The sequence below is a fragment of the Pseudohongiella sp. genome (assembly GCF_040877505.1).
Taxonomy (GTDB): Bacteria; Pseudomonadota; Gammaproteobacteria; order Pseudomonadales; family Pseudohongiellaceae; genus Pseudohongiella.
In genome coordinates this window covers 75,533-94,086 of record NZ_JBBDNQ010000034.1, presented here as the reverse complement: position 1 = coordinate 94,086, position 18,554 = coordinate 75,533, and the positions used below count along the sequence as shown (strand labels likewise).

The window sequence follows — 18,554 nt, the reverse complement described above, 5'->3', positions numbered from 1 at the left end:
CGGCTGGGGCTCCGGTGGCAATGTTGACGTGGTTGCAATGGGGTCGTCGGGCTAACGGCCCGCTAAGTCGATATTCAGATAACGTTGGCTTGCAGCAGATCGTGCATGCGAATAATACCGTTCATGCGCAATTCATCGTCAGTCACGACCAGCGTGTACACCCGGTTATCCTCCATCAATTTTGCTGCCTCGGTCGCCAGGGCTTGCGCCTTGACGGTTTTGCTGTTGCGCGACATGACATCCTGCATTCGTGTTTTCAGGATATCCCGGCCAGCATCCAGGGCCCGGCGCAGATCGCCATCGGTGAACACGCCGGCCAACTGCCCATTGTCGTCGACAACCGTGGTCATGCCCAGGCCTTTACTGCTGATCTCATAAAGCGCATCTTTCAACAGGGTATTTTCCTGTACCCGCGGTATGGCATCGCCGCCATGCATGATATCAGCGACTTTAAGCAGCAGCCGCCGACCCAGGCGACCACCGGGATGGGAAAAGGCAAAATCTTCCTGGGTAAACCCTTTGGCTTCCAGCAACGCCATGGCGAGGGCATCGCCCATGACCAGTGTGGCCGTGGTGCTTGAGGTCGGAGCCTGTCCCAGCGGGCAGGCTTCCTCGTCGACCCGGGTGTCCAGATTGACATCGGCGCTGAGCGCCAGGACGGAATCCGGGTTGCCGGTCATGGTAATGAAAGGCACACCTTTGCGCTTGAACAGGGGCAGAATATTGATGAGCTCCTCTGTCGTGCCGGAATTGGACAGGGCGAGCACCACATCTTTTGCGGTTATCATGCCCAGGTCGCCATGGCTGGCTTCGGCGGGGTGCACAAACATGGCCGGGCTGCCGGTGCTGGACAGGGTGGCCGCAATCTTGCGTGCAATATGGCCCGATTTGCCCATGCCGGTCACCACTATCCGCCCGTCACAGGCCAGCATCAGCTGACAGGCACGAACGAAGGTGTCATCGATACGTTCGGCCAGCGCGCCAATGGCCTGATGCTCAATGCGAATAGTGCGCAAGGCACTGTTGATCAGTGACTGCCTTTGTTCCATGTTCTCTGGCGTCCGTCTGGCTAATGGATCTGGTAGTACATTATGCCGAACCAGCCGGCATAAAGCAGTAGAAATGCGATACCACTGAGGCGTCCGATCTGTTTGCCGCGGCGGATAGCCAGGTAGCAGATGGCCGCCAGTAGCAAAGTCATGATCATCATTGCGGTGTAGTCGCGGTAGAACAGGTCGCTGTGGAAACTGCCGGCTGCCAGCAGGCCGGGGAAGGGCAATACCACCAGAATATTCATGATGTTGGAGCCAATGATGTTGCCGATGGCCAGTTCATGGTGTCCCCGCAGTGCGCAGGTGACGGTGGCCGCCAGCTCTGGCAGGCTGGTACCCAGGGCGACCAATGTCAATCCGATAATGCCGGATGACACGCCCAGCGTCCCAGCGATTGAAATCGCGCCGCCCACCAGTGCTTCGGCGCCAATGATCAGCAGCGCCAGGCCCAGTAAAAGGTAACCGCCGGCCCGCAACGTGCTCATCTGGTCTGGCAGTTCGGTGTCGTCCTCTTCCAGGCCAGCGGCTTTGCGGCTAAACAGATAGTAGATGAAATAGGCAATGATGCCGATCAGAATCACGCTGTCGAGTACGCCGAGGTAGAGATTGGCCAGCAACAGACCGCAGACCGCGCTCACCAGCAAAAGGGCTGGTATCTCTTTTCGGGACAATGACTTGGGTGGCGTGATGGGTTTGATGACAACGGCAACGCCCAGTGCCACGCCGAGATTGAAAATATTGGAACCGACTGCGTTGCCGATAGCCAGCTCAGGTTCACCGGCCAGCGCGGAAGCGGCCGATGAGAAAATCTCGGGCGCCGATGTGCCAAAGGCAACGATGGTCAGGCCGATAACCAGTGGCGAAATCCCAAGGTTTCGGGCAAATGCGGAAGCGCCGAACACAAATTTGTCCGCACCCCAGATAAGGCCGGCAAAGCCCAGGCAGATAATAAAGACGTCTAACAGCATAAGGTCCAGCACAAGATCAGGTTCAGGCTCATTGCGGGTCGCTCATTAGACGGATGATTGTTCTGGCTTGCAAGTAGTAATTTATCGGCCGCGCTAATTGAGGTACACTGCAACAGTGTCCCGGGTGATCGGCAGATGCTACCGTTATTCTCATTTAAATGCATCCGTCGTTAATATCAGTCTGTCATGGCATCACTCGGCAGTCGGGCTTGATTGGAGTTTTAACTATATGAAATTTATTAATAAATTGCTTGTTCTGGGTTTTGCTCTGTTATTCATGCCATTGGCTGCGGCGCAAGCGCCGACGCTGTCTGCGGTTGAGGCTGCGGAACAGTCAATCACGCAGTTATTGAAGCGCGTCGAAGAGCTGCGTCCTTATTTCGAGTCAGACCAGGAGCGGTACTATGCCGGCATCCAGGAAGAAGTGGGGCGCTTTGTAGATTTCAGTCAGGTCGCGACCGGTGTCATGGCGCGCTTTTCTGAAGATGCCACGGACGAACAGATAGAAGCCTTTGGTGAGAAGCTGCGGGCAACCCTGACGCGGTTTTACGGCTCTGCACTGGTCGAGTACGGTGGTCAGGAACTGAATTACATGCCGCCACGGAATCCGCCGGAAGACCCGGAGGCACCGACCAATGTGCGCATGCAGATTGTGTCCGACGGCACCCGGATTGAGTTGCAGTATGCCCTGTTTCTGAATGAAAACAGAGAGTGGAAGCTGCGCAACCTGTATGTGGGTGGCATCAACTTGCGCCGCCAGTACCACACCCAGTTTGCGGCGCTGATGGCTCGCCATAACAATGACATTGATGCTGTGATCGAAGCCTGGCAATAAGCAGTTTACTAGAGTGACGGTTGACGAGAGTGACGGTTGGCGAGAATTAGCGGTTAGAGCAAGTTGCTGGAAAATGATGCTGGAGAAAGCTGGATGACGGATTTGAATGTAGATGCACAGGCGTTGGAAGAGCTGCTCAAGACCAGCTTTCCGGACTGTAACGTGCGCGTTGAAGGGGGCGGTGGCAAATTTCAGCTTGCCATGGTGGGGGAAACGTTTGCCGGTCTGAATGCCGTCAAGCGACAGCAGCTGGTTTATCAGCACCTGAACGCGCACATACGCTCTGGCGCGGTGCACGCCGTCTCCATGCAGTTAACAACGCCTGAAGAATCTGCTACGGCCTGACTCCTGAACCTTTTTCTTGAGCCTTTGGCCAACCTACCTCAATACCAGGATCATTCATGGATAAGCTTTTAATTCAGGGTGGCGCCAGCCTGAGCGGAGAAATTCGTGCAGCCGGTGCCAAGAATTCGGCATTGCCGATTCTCGCGGCGACGCTGCTGACGCGCGACACGGTGCAGGTCTGTAACCTTCCTCATCTGTACGACATCACGACCATGATTGAGTTGCTTGGGTGCATGGGTGTGGAGCCGGTGGTTGACGCCAGACTCAACGTGGAAGTAAACAGCTCCTCCATCACTCAGTTCAGCGCCCCCTACGATCTGGTGAAAACCATGCGCGCTTCTATCCTGGTGCTGGGCCCGATGCTGGCACACTTTGGCCAGGCTGAGGTTGCACTTCCTGGCGGTTGCGCCATTGGCAGTCGCCCGGTAAATCTGCATATCAGCGCATTGCAGAAAATGGGCGCTGATATTGTGGTCGAAGATGGATACATCAAGGCATCAGTCGACGGCCGCCTGAAAGGCTGCCATATCTTCATGGATATGTGCACGGTCACGGGTACCGAGAATGTGCTGATGGCTGCAACACTGGCGGAAGGTCAAACTGTCATCGAAAATGCCGCTCGCGAACCTGAAGTGGTCGATCTGGCTAACTGTCTGATCGCCATGGGTGCCGATATACACGGCCAGGGTACAGATACCATCGTGATCAACGGCAAAGCCAAGCTGCATGGCTGCAGTTACTCTGTTATGCCGGATCGCATTGAAACGGGAACCTACCTGATTGCTGCGGCGGCCACGCGTGGGAAAATCAAAATCAAAGATACCCGGCCCGACATTCTTGAGGCTGTGCTGAGCAAACTTGAAGAGGCCGGCGCTGATATACGTGTGGGTGAGGACTGGATAGAGCTGGATATGCATGGCCGGCGTCCAAAAGCTGTGTCACTGCGGACGGCCCCTTATCCGGCTTTTCCGACCGATATGCAGGCACAGTTTACCGCGATGAACGCTATAGCGATCGGCACCGGTTCAATCACTGAAACCGTGTTTGAAAACCGCTTCATGCACGTGCATGAGATGACTCGTATGGGTGCCTCCATGCAGGTGCAGGGCAATACCGTCATCGTCAACGGCGTCGCAAAACTAAAGGGCGCGCCGGTGATGGCTACTGATTTACGTGCTTCGGCAAGTCTGGTCATTGCCGGCCTGGTGTGTGATAACGAAACCCTGGTGGATCGCATTTATCACATTGATCGTGGTTACGAATGCATCGAGGAAAAATTGCAGTCGCTTGGCGCAAAAATACGCCGCATACCGTCCTGAGTCGGACGGGCAGGGAATAAATCATGGTGGAAATGTCAAATCAGCCTATTGTGATGGCGCTGACCAAAGGTCGTATTCTGGAAGAGGTGATGCCTTTGCTGGAGCGAGCGGGTATTCGCCTGCTGGAAGATCACAGTAAAAGTCGCAAACTTATTTTTGATACCAATGTGCCTGATCTGCGTATCATGATCGTACGTGGCTCCGATGTACCCACATATGTCGAGTTTGGCAGCGCCGATCTCGGTGTTGTTGGCAAAGACCTGCTGATGGAGTACGGCGAAGGTGCATTTTATGAGCCGCTTGATCTGGGCATAGCCCGGTGCCGGTTGATGACGGCTGCGCCAGTGGGTGCCCCGGTGCCGCGCGGACGCGTCAGAGTCGCCAGCAAGTTTGTTAATATTGCCCGCCGTTACTTTGCCGAGCAAGGATTGCAAACTGATATAATCAAACTTAACGGGGCACTCGAGCTGGCACCATCCATGGGGCTGGCTGACTGGATTGTGGATATTGTGGACAGCGGCAATACACTGCGTGCCAATGGCCTTGAGCCGCTGGAGCTGATTGCAGACATCAGTTCGCGAATAATCGTAAACAAGGCCGCCATGAAGATCAAACATGCTCAGCTTAGTGAGTTGCTGCTGCGTATTGAGCAGGCTGTCAGTACCGGGCAGGCTGAGACTCTGGCGGACTGATGGGTGTGCCACAGGGCACTGAAAAGAGATTGAAACAGGCGGGGCGTAGAATGACTGACACAATAGTGATCGCAAGGCTGGATGCTGATCAGGCAGATTTTGTCACGGCGCTTGATGCCTTGCTGGATCGTCGCATGATCGAAGATCAGGGCACCAGCAAAGTCGTTGCTGATATCCTGCACGATGTCCGGACTCGCGGTGATGAGGCAGTACTGGATTACAGTCGCCGGTTTGACCGTTCTGAAGCAAAGGCCGTCAGCGAGCTGGAAGTGAGCAAGGCACAAATGCAGGCGGCACTGGACAGCCTCGACAAAGAGCTTCTGCAGGCCCTGCACACGGCAGCAGATAGAATACGCCTCTACCATGAGAAGCAGTTGCAGCCATCCTGGCAGTACGAGGAGGACGACGGTTCCGTTTATGGTCAGTACGTCACCGCGCTGGAGCGAGTGGGCATTTACGTGCCCGGCGGCAAAGCCAACTACCCTTCATCAATGCTGATGAACGCGATTCCTGCCAAAGTGGCCGGTGTCGACGAAGTTATTGCCGTGGTGCCCACTGCTTACGGTGCGGATGCAGGGGGGGCCGGACGGCTGATTTTTGCTGCCGCTGCGGTGGCGGGTGTTGACAGGCTGTTCACCATTGGCGGTGCCCAGGCGATTGCCGCCCTGGCATTTGGCACGCAGACCATTCCTAGAGTCGACAAAATCACGGGGCCCGGAAACGTGTATGTGACGGCGGCCAAAAAGCAGGTTTTTGGTGAGGTCGGTATCGATATGATTGCGGGCCCGTCAGAGCTGACCATTGTCTGTGATGGTAAAACCGATCCCGACTGGGTAGCCATGGATCTGTTCTCACAGGCCGAGCACGACGAGAAGGCACAATCCATACTGATCAGCACAGACCGGGAATTTCTCGACCGGGTTCAGGCCAGCATTGAGCGTTTGCTGCCGACGATGGAACGTCGGGATATCATTCGCACGTCAATGCAGAACCGTGGTGCATTGATCTACGCGGCAGACCAGGATGCAGCCATGCGCGCGTGTAACAGGATTGCTCCGGAGCATCTGGAGTTGTCGGTGGACGAGCCCGAGTTGTGGCTCAAGAAGGTGCGTCATGCGGGCGCGGTTTTCCTGGGACGCTACACGCCCGAGGCCCTGGGTGATTATTGTGCCGGCCCCTCCCACGTGCTGCCGACGTCAGGCACCGCACGATTCTTTTCACCGCTGGGGGTATATGATTTTCAGAAGCGCAGTTCGATCATAAACTGCTCGGCTGCAGGGGCGGCGAGACTGGCGCCGATTGCGGAAAAGCTGGCGCAGAATGAACACCTTCAGGCGCATGCGCTGTCAGCAGCGTGGCGAATTCCCGGCCGCAAATAATGGTCTTGAACACGCACCCGGTTCAGTCGAGGTTGCTGTCCGGAAGCAGTGTGTCATCGTTGAGCCGGGTGCGGTATTGCGCCGTGCCGGTGCCCAGAGTCACTGAGATAGTCTGGTATTCGCCGGCGCGGAATATATTCAGATCCACGGTCTGACCGGGCGCTTTCCTGTTGATCTGCTCGATGGCGCCGATAACACTGCTGATGGCCGTTCCGTCAATTGCCACCATGACATCTCCGGCCGCAATGCCAGCACGCTCGGCCGGACTGCCATTGGTTACCTGTTCTATCAGCAAGCCTTCAATATCTGCATTGCCGAAAAAAGTGCGACTTGACTCTTCGGTTAGCAACTCACCTGTTATGACACCCAGGTAACCTGATGTCACTACCCCGTGCTGAATCAACTGCTCAACAATGATCATGGCTTTGTTAACGGGTACTGCAAAGCCGATGCCATCCGAACCACCGGATTCGGAATAGATAAATGAATTGATGCCAATCAGTGAGCCGCTGGCATCAATCAGTGCGCCACCCGAGTTGCCATAATTCATTGCTGCATCGGTCTGGATATACTCAACAATGGGTAGTCCGTCACGTGGAATACCCAGTGCGCTTACGATGCCGCGTGATACTGATTTCTGATTCATCAGGTCCCGGCGAGGATAGCCGATGGTCAGTACCGAATCGCCAACGCGAATACCATCAGAGGTGCCAATCGGCACAGGTGGCGGCAGCACGGTACTGTCCACTTTCAGCAATGCCAGGTCTGTGCTGATGTCAGACCCGATCAACTGGGCCCGGGCATTCACGCTGTTGCCCTGTTCGTCACTGAAATGCACCTCAATGTCTTCGGCGCCTTCGATAACATGAAGAGCGGTCAGAATGTGACCTTCTGCGCTGACAGCGACACCTGAACCCAGGCTGTCCCACAGGCGTTCGGAAGGCAGGGTTTGCAGTAATTCGCGAAAAGCCGGGGGTAACTCGTCCGCCGGTGGCAGCTCGATCTGCTCTCGAATGGTTGAGTGAATGCTGACAACGGACGGTGCTGCCCGCTCTACGGCATCTGCGAATGAGGGCAGGGCAAAATCCTGCATATCGGTAGCTGATATCTGGGTTGCGGGTGGTGTTGTGCTGCCAGTGACTGGTCGGGACAGGTTCTGCAATTGTTGGTACTGCAGCAGCACAACAGCGAGGAGTACACCGGTCATTACAGGCCAGCTTATAAACTGCAGAAATTTCTTCATAAGGCCGCTGTCGTTCGTGTGAATTGCTATAATCGCCGACTTCTTTGATACTCGGTGACTATGTTGATGCATTATGCGAATAATTGCTGCTTATGTGAAGGTAAATCGGAATGACTGTCAGTCTTGATGAGTTAATGGCCGCGCTGACACGCGAGTTGAAACCGGAACAGTTCAAGGACTATTGCCCTAATGGTTTGCAGGTTCAGGGTCGCGCGCAGGTAGCGCGGCTGGTCAGTGGCGTCACCGCCTGCCAGGCCCTGATTGATGCCGCGATCGAGCAAAATGCCGATGCGATACTGGTGCATCATGGTTATTTCTGGCGTGGTGAAGATGCGGTCCTGACCGGATTGAAGCGTCAGCGCATAAAAACCCTGATGCAGCACGATATCAGCCTGATCGCCTACCATTTGCCCCTGGATGCGCATGCCGAGCTGGGTAACAATGTGCAGCTGGCAAAGGTGCTGGGGTTTACGCCGGCTGCTCCGCTGACGCGGCAGAACAATCATGATATGGGCTTGCTGGCGCATTTGCCGGAATCAGTCGCGGGCGAAGATTTGGCCAGGCTGCTGGCCCGGCGCTTGCTGCGCGAGCCTTTGCATATTGCCGGCACTGAGGGCCCCATACGCACGGTAGCCTGGTGTACGGGCGCTGCGCAGGGCTACATTGAGCAGGCGATCGCCGCAGGTGCCGATGCGTACATATCGGGTGAAATATCCGAGCAGACAGTTCATATCGCGCGCGAATACGGGATACATTATTTTGCTGCCGGCCACCATGCCACCGAGCGCTACGGTGTGCAGGCGCTGGGCAGTCTGCTTGCCCAGCGCTTTGGTCTGCACCACCAGTTTATCGATATCGATAATCCGGTTTGAGGCGTTAGTGCGCTTTCTGGTGTCAGCTCTTCTTGATGATGCCTTTTTCCTGCATCAGGGCAACGACCTTGTCCAGGCAATCTTCGACTGACAGTGCTTCAGTGTCCAGCTCCAGGTCCACTTTCTCCGGTGGTGCGTAAGGGAAGGAAATGCCGGGTATATCAGCTGAACCGGTAGACTCGGCGGCCGCGTAGATACCACTTGGGTCGCGTTGCTGGCACACACTGATCGGCGGGTTCAGGTATACGATGTGGCAGTTGTCCTTGCCGATCACGCTGACTGCATGTTCACGCGAATCGGGATTGGGGGCAACAAACGCGGCACAACAGATCATCCCGGAATCGTTGAGGAAGCGGGCGATATGGGCACTGCGGCGCAGATTTTCGGCGCGACCCTGGGCATCGTGCGGCAGGTCTTTGCTGATGCCCAGTCGCATGGCCTTGCCATCCAGCACGGTGCTGACCCGGCCCATGTCAAACAGGCGTCGCTCCAGTCCGTGCGCCAGCGTAGATTTGCCGGCGCCGGAGACACCGATGAACATCAGCGTGGCTGGCTTCTGGCCGTATCGTGCTGCACGTTCTTCGCGTGTGACGTGAGTTGTGCTGCTACGGGCCCGGCGTCGGCGAGCTGCGGCACTTTCCAGATTGATCATGCCTGCGCCAACGGTGACATTCGTCAATCGGTCAACGACGATAAAGGCGCCGGTGCTGCGATTTTTTTCGTAACTGTCGATGCAGACGGGCTGATCGACACTTATTTCGCATAAGCCGATTTCGTTCAGTTCCAGTCCGGGCGCAGGTTTCTCTTCCAGGCTGTTGACATCAATCTGGTGCTTGAGTGCAGTCACACGGCCGCTGACCGTTTTACTGCCCAGTTTGAAGTCGTAGAGCTTGCCCGGCAACATGGCGGCGTCAGTCATCCACACAACGGTGGCGTCAAACTCTTCGGTGATGGTTGGCTGATTGTCCCGGTGCACAATCATGTCGCCACGACTGACATCTATCTCATCCTCAAGTGTCAGTGTGATTGCCATTTCTGCATGCGCCAGCTCCAGTTCCTCGTCGAAGGTGACAATGGATTTGATACGGCTTTTCTTGCCTGAGGGCAATACGGTGATTTCATCGCCCTTGCGCACGACGCCGGAAGCCATGGTGCCGCAAAAGCCACGGAAATTCAGGTTGGGGCGGTTCACATACTGCACCGGATATCGGAAATCGTCGTAGTTGCGGTTTTCGGCGATCTGTACGTGCTCAAGCAGCGACATCAGGGTCGGGCCGTCGTACCATGGCATGTGTTCACTGGCGTTAACCACGTTGTCGCCGTTAAGGGCTGACATGGGAATAAAATGGAATTCGGCATCCCGCAGCTTTTCACTGAACTTGAGATAGTCCGCTTTGATTCTGTCAAAGACCTCTTCACTGAAGTCCATCAGGTCCATTTTATTGATCGCCACCACAATATGCTTGATACCCAGTAGCGAGGTGATGAAGCTATGACGGCGAGTCTGAACCTGCACACCGTGGCGGGCGTCAATCAGGATGATCGCCAGGTCGCAGGTCGATGCGCCGGTGGCCATATTACGAGTGTACTGCTCGTGACCGGGCGTGTCGGCGATGATGAACTTGCGCTTGGAAGTCGAGAAGTAACGGTAGGCTACGTCAATGGTAATGCCTTGTTCCCGCTCGGCCTGCAGACCATCAACCAGCAGGGCCAGGTCAAGTTTGCCGCCGGTGGTGCCGGATTTGACGCTGTCGGCCGTGATGGCGGCCAGCTGATCTTCGTAAATCATCTTGGAGTCATGCAGCAGGCGACCGATCAGGGTACTTTTGCCGTCATCCACGCTGCCGCAGGTCAGCAGGCGCAGCATCTCTTTGCGTTCGTGTTGTGCCAGATAGGCGGTGATATCGGTGCTGATAAGCTCTGATTGATGTGACATGTCAGAAGTACCCTTTGCGTTTCTTTTCTTCCATGGAGCCGGCCTGATCGGAATCGATCAGTCGTCCCTGGCGTTCCGAACTGGTGGTCAGCAGCATCTCCTGAATGATATCCGGCAAGGTTGTTGCCGCGGATTCGACTGCCCCGGTCAGCGGGTAGCAGCCCAGGGTGCGGAAGCGGACCATCTTTTGCTGGATTTCTTTGCCGGGCGGAATGGGCATGCGGTCATCGTCGACCATGATGTCAATACCATCCATATTGACCACCGGGCGCTCCTTGGCGAAATACAGGGGCGAAATGTCAATGTTGTTCAGATAGATGTATTGCCAGATATCCAGCTCTGTCCAGTTCGACAGCGGGAACACACGGATGCTTTCGCCCCGGTTCACTTTGCCGTTGTAAATATTCCACAGCTCGGGGCGCTGATTCTTGGGGTCCCAGCGGTGGTTTTTGTCGCGGAATGAGAATACGCGTTCTTTTGCCCGTGACTTTTCTTCGTCACGGCGACCGCCACCAAACGCAGCATCAAATTTATGTTTATCGAGGGCCTGACGTAAGGCCTGGGTCTTCATCACATCCGTGTGTTTTTCACTGCCGTGTGTGAACGGACCGATACCGGCATCAACGCCTTCCTGGTTGATATGCACAATCAGATCCAGGCCCAGTTTTTCCATCTGTGCGTCGCGGAACTGGATCATTTCACGGAACTTCCAGGTCGTGTCGATGTGCATCAGGGGGAAGGGCAACCGGCCCGGGTAAAATGCTTTCAGCGCCAGGTGCAGCATCACCGAGGAGTCTTTACCAATGGAGTAGAGCATGACGGGGTTACTGAATTCAGCGGCGACCTCGCGAATGATGTGGATGCTTTCGGCTTCCAGTTGCTTCAGGTGTGTCAGGTTGTAATCAGCCATGATGTATTCGTACCGGGTGCTGCAGCGATTCCGTCATGCCGGCGCTGCGGTGTATCAAAAGGGTTCGGGAGTTGGTCAGTCGTCGTTGACGGTCTGCTTATTGTTGTTTTTGTTGCTCTTTTCCTTGCTTTGACCGTTGTCGGGATCCAGTCCAAAATTCTCAGCCAGCGCGCCGGACTGCCCGGGCGCTTTTTTGGGGGCGTAATCCTTGGGTGGTTCCAGCGAATCATCATCGGCAGGGTAGAACATTGTCTGTTCTGCCGCGGGCAGCAACTTGCTGGCGACATCCTCAGTACACAGGTCCTGCGCGCCACCGGCCAGGTGCTGGTATACATCGCGATAGCTCTCGGTCATGTGCTGGACCAGTTCCGCTGTGGTATTGAAATGATCGCTGACGTTCTCGCGATACTGGGCGTGATGACGCTGCAACTCCTGGATACGTGTTTCCAGTTCGGAGACTTTGGCAGGGCTGCTGCCACTGATTCGCCTGGCAATAAGCAAGCCCGCCACCAGGCCGACAGCCAGGCAAACGATACCGGTTAACCACAACATATTAAAACTCTTCCTTCGCTTGTGTAGGCGCAAGTATAACGCGAAAACGGTCGGATGACCTGCGCCTATTCTAACATGATGTCCGCCCCGTGTTGAACGGCCGGCGCCTAATGGGGACGGAGGGAATATTTTTTATTCCCTCCGTCCCCATTAGGCGTCTAGAATGCGGGGCTTTGGACCATTGCCGGTTTCCCGATCATGACACCTTTACAGCGTTATCACGATGATCTGGCCCGTGGCGCATTGTTGCCTGATGAGGCGCAGGCACGGGCAATCATGCATGTTCAGCGGGTCTATGATGAGGTGCTGGCTGCAGACAGGCGGGCCGGCAAGGGGTTTGATTTTGGCCGTTTGCTGTCGCCGTCGGGCTGGGCCGGCCTGTTCGGATCCAGGGCAAAGGGCGCAGTCAAGGGCATCTATTTCTACGGCGGAGTCGGGCGCGGCAAGACCTACATCATGGATACGTTCTATGAATGCCTGCCTCTGGCCAACAAGCAGCGCACGCATTTTCACCGTTTCATGCAAATGGTACACGGTCGCCTGACTGCTCTGAAGGGTCAGAAAAATCCGCTGGAGCAGGTGGCCGCTGATATTGCTGAAACGGCCCGGGTGCTGTGTTTTGATGAATTCTTTGTCTCCGATATTGGCGATGCGATGATTCTTGGGCGATTACTGGAGCATCTGATGGATGCCGGTGTGGTGCTGATTGCGACCTCCAATATCCACCCGGATGGGCTGTATGCCAATGGTCTCCAGCGCGAGCGTTTTTTGCCTGCAATAGCCTTGCTGCACAAACATACCAGTATTGTGGAGCTGGATGGTGGCGTGGATTACCGCTTGCGGGCCCTGAAGCAGGCCTGTCTGTATTTTTCGCCGCTGGGCGATGATGCAGAGCAGGCGCTGCACGCCGCTTTCTCCCGGCTGGCCCCCGAGCATGCTGACTCACAGTTGGGCGGCGAGATCGAGATTCTGGAGCGGGCGCTGCCGGTGCGTCAGGTTGCCGATGATGTGGTCTGGTTCGATTTCGATGATTTGTGTGATGGTGCCCGCAGCGCTTACGACTATATCGAACTGGCAAAGGTCTACCATGCAGTGGTACTTGGCAATGTGCCTCAGATGGGGGCAGCGCAGGACGATGTGGCACGAAGATTTGTCAGTCTGGTCGATGAGCTGTATGATCGCCATGTAAAATTGATTCTGTCCGCTGCGGTACCCTTGCCGGATCTATATGTCGGGCAAGGTCTGGCATTCGTGTTTGAGCGTACCCGCAGTCGCCTGTTGGAGATGCAGTCAGAAGAATATCTGGCCCGCGAGCACCGCCCCTGATCAATTTAATACTTTCTATCCATAAAATGCTTGAATAATGACAGGCGCTTCGGTAGTATTCGCGCTCCCTGAAGATAATGCCCGTTCGGTGACGTTACATGAAGACTTTTAGTGCAAAACCACAGAATGTAGAACATAACTGGCTGCTCGTAGATGCAGAAGGCCAAACGCTTGGGCGTATGGCAACTGAAATCGCCAGCCGCCTGCGTGGAAAACACAAACCTGAGTACACGCCTCACGTGGATACCGGTGACTTTATTGTTGTGGTAAATGCTGAGAAGGTCCGGGTAACCGGCAAAAAAGCAAAAGACAAAATGTATTACAGTCACTCCGGATATCCGGGTGGCCTGAAAACTTTTAGCTTTGAAAAGCTCATTGACCGTTCTCCGGAGCGTGTGCTCAAGCTGGCTGTGAAGGGCATGTTGCCTCGCACGCCGCTGGGTCGGGCAATGTTCAAAAAGCTCAAGGTTTATGCTGGTACTGAGCACCCTCATGCGGCCCAACAGCCGCAGGCACTGCAACTGTAAGAATATACAAAGGATTTACGAGGCTCACTGAATTCCTATGGCAACGACACAATACTACGGCACTGGCCGACGTAAAACAGCGACTGCACGAGTGTTTATCACCAAAGGCAGTGGTAACATCACGGTAAACCAGCGCACACTGGACGGCTTTTTCGGCCGCGAAGTTGCCCGCATGATCGTGCAGCAGCCGCTTGAGCTGCTGGAAATGGCTGGCAAGTTCGATATCAAGGTGACTGTCAGAGGCGGTGGTAGTTTTGGTCAGGCGGGCGCGATTCGCCACGGTCTGACCCGGGCCCTGATTGCCTATGATGAAGAGCTTCGGTCTCCGCTGCGTAAAGCAGGCTTTGTAACCCGCGATGCCCGTGAGGTTGAGCGTAAAAAGGTTGGTCTGCGTAAAGCTCGCAAGCGTCCTCAGTACTCCAAGCGTTGATCCGGACCGGGGGTTATCCCGGCCTTGTCAGCTCTTGATTCGCAAAAAAAGCGCTGTTGCCGAGAGGCAGGCGCTTTTTTTGTTTTGTTAAAAAATAAATCTCTTTTTTATTCAAGCGCTTAACTGCATTTGTTGTGAATGCGTGCTTGAAAAAAATCGCAAAATTGACTACCATTCTGCCCGTTTGCCGGTTTGCGCCTTTCAGCCAGTATCATAGTTAGTCAGACAGCAGGGACAGACGCTGTCGATCCGGGGCGGATAGTGGGTTCCGGGGTCAAGAGGCCAGCATAATAATAAGCGCAGCAACGCAGCATTAGCAGATTTTCGCCCGGCTCTGGTCCAGTACCAGGGCAGGCACTACTCTTTTTTGAAGACGACAAAGCTCAGGAGAATACACGGTGAGTGAAGACGGTACTGATTCTGGCCGCAGACGGTTTTTATTGGGGTCAACCTCGGTCGTAGGGGCAGCCGGTGTCGTGGGGGCCATAGTTCCCTTCGTCGGTTCCTGGAATCCCAGCGCCAAGGCGCGCGCAGCGGGAGCGCCGGTGAGAGTTGACATCAGTCGTATCGAAGAGGGCGCCATTCTCGGCCCGATTCCCGCATGGCGCGGACGACCCATTTTTGTCGTGCGCCGCACCCAGGAAGCCCTGGATGCCCTGCCGACTCTGGATTCCGAGGTTCAGGATCCCAATTCGGAGCAGCCGGAACAACCGGAATATGCAACCAACCAGTATCGTTCGCGCAGCCCCGAAGTGCTGGTGCTGATCGGTCTCTGTCCTCATCTGTTCTGTTCGCCGACGCCTCGTCTGTCAATCCGGGCGGAGCCGTTTGAGGCTGACTGGAAAGGTGGTTTCTACTGTCCCTGTCATGGTTCCAAGTTTGATATGGCAGGCCGTGTGTACAATGGTTCGCCTGCGTCACGCAATATGGAAGTACCACCTCACTACTTTGAATCCGACAATATCCTGGTGATTGGTGAAGACGGGGTGGATGCATAATGAGCGATACTAAGAAACAAGGCTTTATCGTATCTTCCCTGGTGGGTTTACGAGACTGGACCAACGACCGCTTGCCCATTGTAAATGCTTGGGAAAAGCATATGAGCAAGTACTACGCGCCGAAGAACTTCAACTTCTGGTATTTCTTTGGTGTGTTGTCACTGGTTGTTCTGGTGATTCAGCTGGTGTCAGGCATTTTCCTGACCATGCACTACACCAACAGCGCCGAGGGCGCGTTCGCATCGGTTGAATACATCATGCGTGATGTCGAATTCGGCTGGCTGCTGCGTTACATCCATTCCACTGGTGCATCCGCTTTCTTTGTAGTGGTTTATCTGCACATGTTCCGTGGCCTGATGTACGGCTCTTACAAAAAGCCACGCGAGCTGATCTGGGTGTTTGGCATGGCCATCTACCTGATATTGATGATGGAAGGTTTCATGGGCTACGTTCTGCCCTGGGGCCAGATGTCTTACTGGGGGGCCAATGTCATTGTGTCTCTGGTAGGCGCGATCCCCATCATTGGTGAAGATCTGCTGGTATGGGTGCGTGGTGACTTCCTGATCTCCGGGGCCACCCTGAACCGCTTCTTTGCCCTGCATGTGGTGGCATTGCCCATCATTCTGATCGGTCTGGTGGTATTGCACCTGCTGGCGCTGCACGAAGTCGGTTCCAACAACCCTGACGGTATCGACATCAAGAAGAACAAGGATGCCAACGGGATCCCGGTTGATGGGGTGCCTTTCCATCCGTTCTACACCGTGCACGATCTGGTCGGCATCACTGTCTTCCTGTTTGTGTTCTGTTTTGTGATTTTCTTTGCCCCGGAGATGGGCGGTTACTTCCTTGAGCCACCAAACTTCCAGGAAGCCAACCCGCTGGTCACACCGGAGCACGTACCGCCAGTCTGGTACTTCACGCCGTTCTATTCCATGCTGCGTGCCGTGACGGTGCCGCTGTTTGGTATTGATGCGAAGTTCTGGGGCATGATCGTCATGTTTGGCGCCATCGCCATCCTGTTCGTGCTGCCGTGGCTGGATCGCAGCCAGGTACGCTCGATCCGCTACAAAGGCTGGTACAGCCGCATCGCGTTGCTGATCTTCACGGCCAGCTTCCTGATTCTGGGCTATCTGGGCACGCTGGGCACCAGCGCAGGCCGTATTGCACTGGCGCAGTTCTGCACCGTACTTTACTTCCTGTTCTTCTTCCTGATGCCCTGGTATACCAAGGCAGAGAAGACCTTTACTGAGCCTCAGCGTGTGACCGGTCGCTGGATCACCAACAAGCAGCTCGCCATTACGCTGGCATTGCTGGCGGCCCTGGTATTCCTGCCACTGAAAGCAGTGGGCGCTGAAGTGACAGTGGATCTGGAGCCGGTGGAGATGGACCTGCGCGATGAGGCATCCCTGCAGCGCGGCTTCACGTCTTACATGAACTACTGCCATTCATGTCACTCCTTGCAGTATGCGCGTTACCAGCGTACTGCCGACGATCTGGGAATTCCGGTCGAACTGGTGATGGACAACCTGGTGTTCGGTGATGCGGCTATCGGTGATCTGATGGAAAACAACATGGATCCGGTAGACAGCAACGACTGGTTCGGCAAAACACCTCCGGATCTGACCCTGGCTGGCCGGTTGCACAGCCCTGCGTGGTTGTACGGTTACCTGCGCTCGTTCTATACGGATTCGAGCCGGGTATGGGGTGTCAACAACACCGTGTTCCCGAACGTCGGTATGCCCAACGTCCTGTATGATCTGCAGGGAGAAGTGGTCTGCAGTAACAATGCTGAAGCGCCTGAAGACTGTGAATTAAGTCACGTTCCCGGTACCGGTGAGTTGTCACCCGAAGAGTTCGACGCTTTTATCTATGACATGGTTAATTTCCTCTACTACATCGGTGAGCCTGTGCGTCTCAAGCGTCAGTCAATAGGTGTCTATGTATTGGGTTTCCTGGCCATACTGTTTGTGCTGGTGACATTGCTTAACCGTGAATACTGGCGGCGCATCCACTAAGGGTGCTTTGCACTGACAAGCGCGTGATGTAGCGATCAGGCTAATTCGATTTTTTGAGGAAAGGTTTATGGGTGTTGTAGCAAAGCGCTCTTCCATGACGTTCTATTCTGATGGCAGTTCTCAGTACAGCCATCGGGTGCGGATAGTCCTGGCCGAGAAAGGGGTTACCGTTGAAACTGTCAATGTTGACCCGGCGAACACACCAGAAGATCTGGCTTCGTTGAATCCCTATAACAGTCTGCCCACTCTCGTGGATCGTGATCTGGTGCTGTATGAAGCCAATATCATGATGGAGTATCTCGACGAGAGGTTCCCGCACCCGCCTTTGTTCCCGGTATACCCGGTAGCAAGGGCGCAGAGTCGCCTGTGGATGTACCGTATCCAGCGTGACTGGTGTCAGGTAGTTGATGACCTGACGGCGGGCAAAGGTACAGCTGCTCAACAGGAAAAGATGAAAAAGGAGCTGCGCGAGAGTCTGATCTCGATTGCACCGATTTTTTCCGAAAAACCCTTTTTCATGAGTGATGAATTTACGATCGTTGATTGTTGCGTGACGCCCATTCTGTGGCGTCTGCCGTCACTGGGTATAGATCTGGGCAACCATAAATCCGTTCAGCCGTTGCTGCAATACAGAGCACGCCTGTTTTCCCGTGATTCAGTCAGAGCCAGTCTGTCGGATCAGGAAAAAGAGATGGTGTAAGTGTGAGCATGACGTCGAGTCGCCCGTATCTGCTGCGTGCCCTGTACGAGTGGATTCTGGAAAATCAGTGTACGCCTTACATTGTGGTCAATGCCTACGCCAATGAGGTGATGGTGCCGCAGGAATATGTCAAGGACGGGCAGATTATCCTCAATATCTCTCCGTCGGCGGTTCATGCACTGGAGATGACCAACGAGGCAATCAACTTTAATGGCAGGTTTTCCGGCATTCCAACCCCGGTCTACGTGCCTGTGACAGCGGTCATGGGTATTTACGCGCGAGAGAACGGGCAGGGTATGGTATTTGAAACGGAAAACCCGTCACCTGAACCGCCTCCGCCAGCCCCCAAGTCCGTCAAAAATGAAAACAAGCCGGACAAATCGAAAGCGTCGGAATCCAAGAGCCGGTCCCGTCCGTCATTGCGAGTGGTGAAATAGCGGGCTGCTCTGCTATTG

General features: G+C 55.0%; 19 protein-coding genes and 1 pseudogene. 14 read left to right on the top strand and 6 right to left on the bottom strand.

The features are described 5' to 3' along the window. Positions 1 to 74: 74 nt before the first annotated feature. Both WD071_RS12675 and WD071_RS12670 read right to left on the bottom strand, forming a co-directional pair. Entirely contained in the window at positions 75 to 1,049 is a 975-nt protein-coding gene (locus tag WD071_RS12675; protein ID WP_368048748.1) for an SIS domain-containing protein, read from the bottom strand. Between the two features lie 20 nt (positions 1,050 to 1,069). Beyond that, positions 1,070 to 2,020: a calcium/sodium antiporter gene (locus tag WD071_RS12670; RefSeq protein ID WP_368048747.1), complete on the bottom strand. Its 951-nt coding sequence runs from the start codon at positions 2,018 to 2,020 to the stop codon at positions 1,070 to 1,072. 229 nt (positions 2,021 to 2,249) lie between these two features. Here WD071_RS12670 and WD071_RS12665 point away from each other — a divergent pair, with 229 nt between their 5' ends. The 5 genes from WD071_RS12665 (at position 2,250) to hisD (ending at position 6,590) form a co-directional block, all read left to right on the top strand. After that, positions 2,250 to 2,855, top strand: a complete 606-nt coding sequence (locus WD071_RS12665) for a phospholipid-binding protein MlaC (RefSeq protein WP_368048746.1) — start codon at positions 2,250 to 2,252, stop codon at positions 2,853 to 2,855. Positions 2,856 to 2,948: 93 nt separating this feature from the next. Further along, positions 2,949 to 3,200: a BolA family protein gene (locus WD071_RS12660; protein ID WP_368048745.1), complete on the top strand. Its 252-nt coding sequence runs from the start codon at positions 2,949 to 2,951 to the stop codon at positions 3,198 to 3,200. 56 nt (positions 3,201 to 3,256) lie between these two features. Continuing rightward, positions 3,257 to 4,519, top strand: coding sequence for a UDP-N-acetylglucosamine 1-carboxyvinyltransferase (gene murA / locus WD071_RS12655; RefSeq protein ID WP_368048744.1), 1,263 nt, complete (start codon positions 3,257 to 3,259; stop codon positions 4,517 to 4,519). Between the two features lie 32 nt (positions 4,520 to 4,551). Further along, positions 4,552 to 5,211 (top strand): ATP phosphoribosyltransferase, encoded by a 660-nt coding sequence (gene hisG / locus WD071_RS12650; RefSeq protein WP_368048867.1) that lies wholly within the window; start codon positions 4,552 to 4,554, stop codon positions 5,209 to 5,211. Positions 5,212 to 5,261: 50 nt separating this feature from the next. After that, positions 5,262 to 6,590, top strand: coding sequence for a histidinol dehydrogenase (hisD, locus tag WD071_RS12645; protein WP_368048743.1), 1,329 nt, complete (start codon positions 5,262 to 5,264; stop codon positions 6,588 to 6,590). A gap of 22 nt (positions 6,591 to 6,612) precedes the next feature. Here the strand turns inward: hisD and WD071_RS12640 are convergent, their stop codons facing one another. Further along, entirely contained in the window at positions 6,613 to 7,797 is a 1,185-nt protein-coding gene (locus WD071_RS12640; protein ID WP_368048742.1) for a S1C family serine protease, read from the bottom strand. 146 nt (positions 7,798 to 7,943) lie between these two features. On the opposite strand from WD071_RS12640, the gene WD071_RS12635 reads away from it, so the two are divergent. After that, positions 7,944 to 8,705, top strand: coding sequence for a Nif3-like dinuclear metal center hexameric protein (locus tag WD071_RS12635; RefSeq protein WP_368048741.1), 762 nt, complete (start codon positions 7,944 to 7,946; stop codon positions 8,703 to 8,705). A 22-nt stretch (positions 8,706 to 8,727) separates the two neighbouring features. On the opposite strand, the gene cysN is transcribed toward WD071_RS12635, so the two are convergent. The 3 genes from cysN to WD071_RS12620 all read right to left on the bottom strand — a co-directional run bounded on the left by cysN (position 8,728) and on the right by WD071_RS12620 (position 12,103). After that, on the bottom strand, positions 8,728 to 10,641 hold the full coding sequence (gene cysN / locus WD071_RS12630; protein ID WP_368048740.1) for a sulfate adenylyltransferase subunit CysN: 1,914 nt from the start codon (positions 10,639 to 10,641) through the stop codon (positions 8,728 to 8,730). Position 10,642: 1 nt separating this feature from the next. Continuing rightward, complete coding sequence (gene cysD / locus WD071_RS12625; protein ID WP_368048739.1) at positions 10,643 to 11,551, bottom strand: sulfate adenylyltransferase subunit CysD; 909 nt, start codon at positions 11,549 to 11,551, stop codon at positions 10,643 to 10,645. A 75-nt stretch (positions 11,552 to 11,626) separates the two neighbouring features. After that, complete coding sequence (locus WD071_RS12620; protein WP_368048738.1) at positions 11,627 to 12,103, bottom strand: YhcB family protein; 477 nt, start codon at positions 12,101 to 12,103, stop codon at positions 11,627 to 11,629. A 198-nt stretch (positions 12,104 to 12,301) separates the two neighbouring features. Between WD071_RS12620 and zapE the strand changes: the two genes are divergently transcribed. The 8 genes and pseudogenes from zapE to WD071_RS12580 all read left to right on the top strand — a co-directional run bounded on the left by zapE (position 12,302) and on the right by WD071_RS12580 (position 18,536). Continuing rightward, positions 12,302 to 13,429, top strand: a complete 1,128-nt coding sequence (gene zapE / locus WD071_RS12615) for a cell division protein ZapE (RefSeq protein WP_368048737.1) — start codon at positions 12,302 to 12,304, stop codon at positions 13,427 to 13,429. 98 nt (positions 13,430 to 13,527) lie between these two features. Beyond that, on the top strand, positions 13,528 to 13,956 hold the full coding sequence (gene rplM / locus WD071_RS12610; protein ID WP_070119093.1) for a 50S ribosomal protein L13: 429 nt from the start codon (positions 13,528 to 13,530) through the stop codon (positions 13,954 to 13,956). A 37-nt stretch (positions 13,957 to 13,993) separates the two neighbouring features. After that, positions 13,994 to 14,386, top strand: coding sequence for a 30S ribosomal protein S9 (gene rpsI, locus WD071_RS12605; protein WP_368048736.1), 393 nt, complete (start codon positions 13,994 to 13,996; stop codon positions 14,384 to 14,386). Between the two features lie 398 nt (positions 14,387 to 14,784). After that, a complete protein-coding gene (gene petA, locus WD071_RS12600) occupies positions 14,785 to 15,384 on the top strand; it encodes a ubiquinol-cytochrome c reductase iron-sulfur subunit (protein WP_368048735.1) in 600 nt (199 codons plus the stop codon). Further along, positions 15,384 to 16,652, top strand: a pseudogene (locus WD071_RS12595) (cytochrome bc complex cytochrome b subunit); the annotation flags it as partial. The gene petA and the pseudogene WD071_RS12595, both read left to right, overlap by 1 nt. 114 nt (positions 16,653 to 16,766) lie before the next feature. Then, a complete protein-coding gene (locus tag WD071_RS12590; protein WP_368048866.1) occupies positions 16,767 to 17,399 on the top strand; it encodes a cytochrome c1 in 633 nt (210 codons plus the stop codon). Positions 17,400 to 17,466: 67 nt separating this feature from the next. Next, a complete protein-coding gene (locus tag WD071_RS12585) occupies positions 17,467 to 18,099 on the top strand; it encodes a glutathione S-transferase N-terminal domain-containing protein (RefSeq protein WP_368048734.1) in 633 nt (210 codons plus the stop codon). Between the two features lie 8 nt (positions 18,100 to 18,107). Next, entirely contained in the window at positions 18,108 to 18,536 is a 429-nt protein-coding gene (locus WD071_RS12580) for a ClpXP protease specificity-enhancing factor (RefSeq protein WP_368048865.1), read from the top strand. Positions 18,537 to 18,554: the final 18 nt, after the last annotated feature.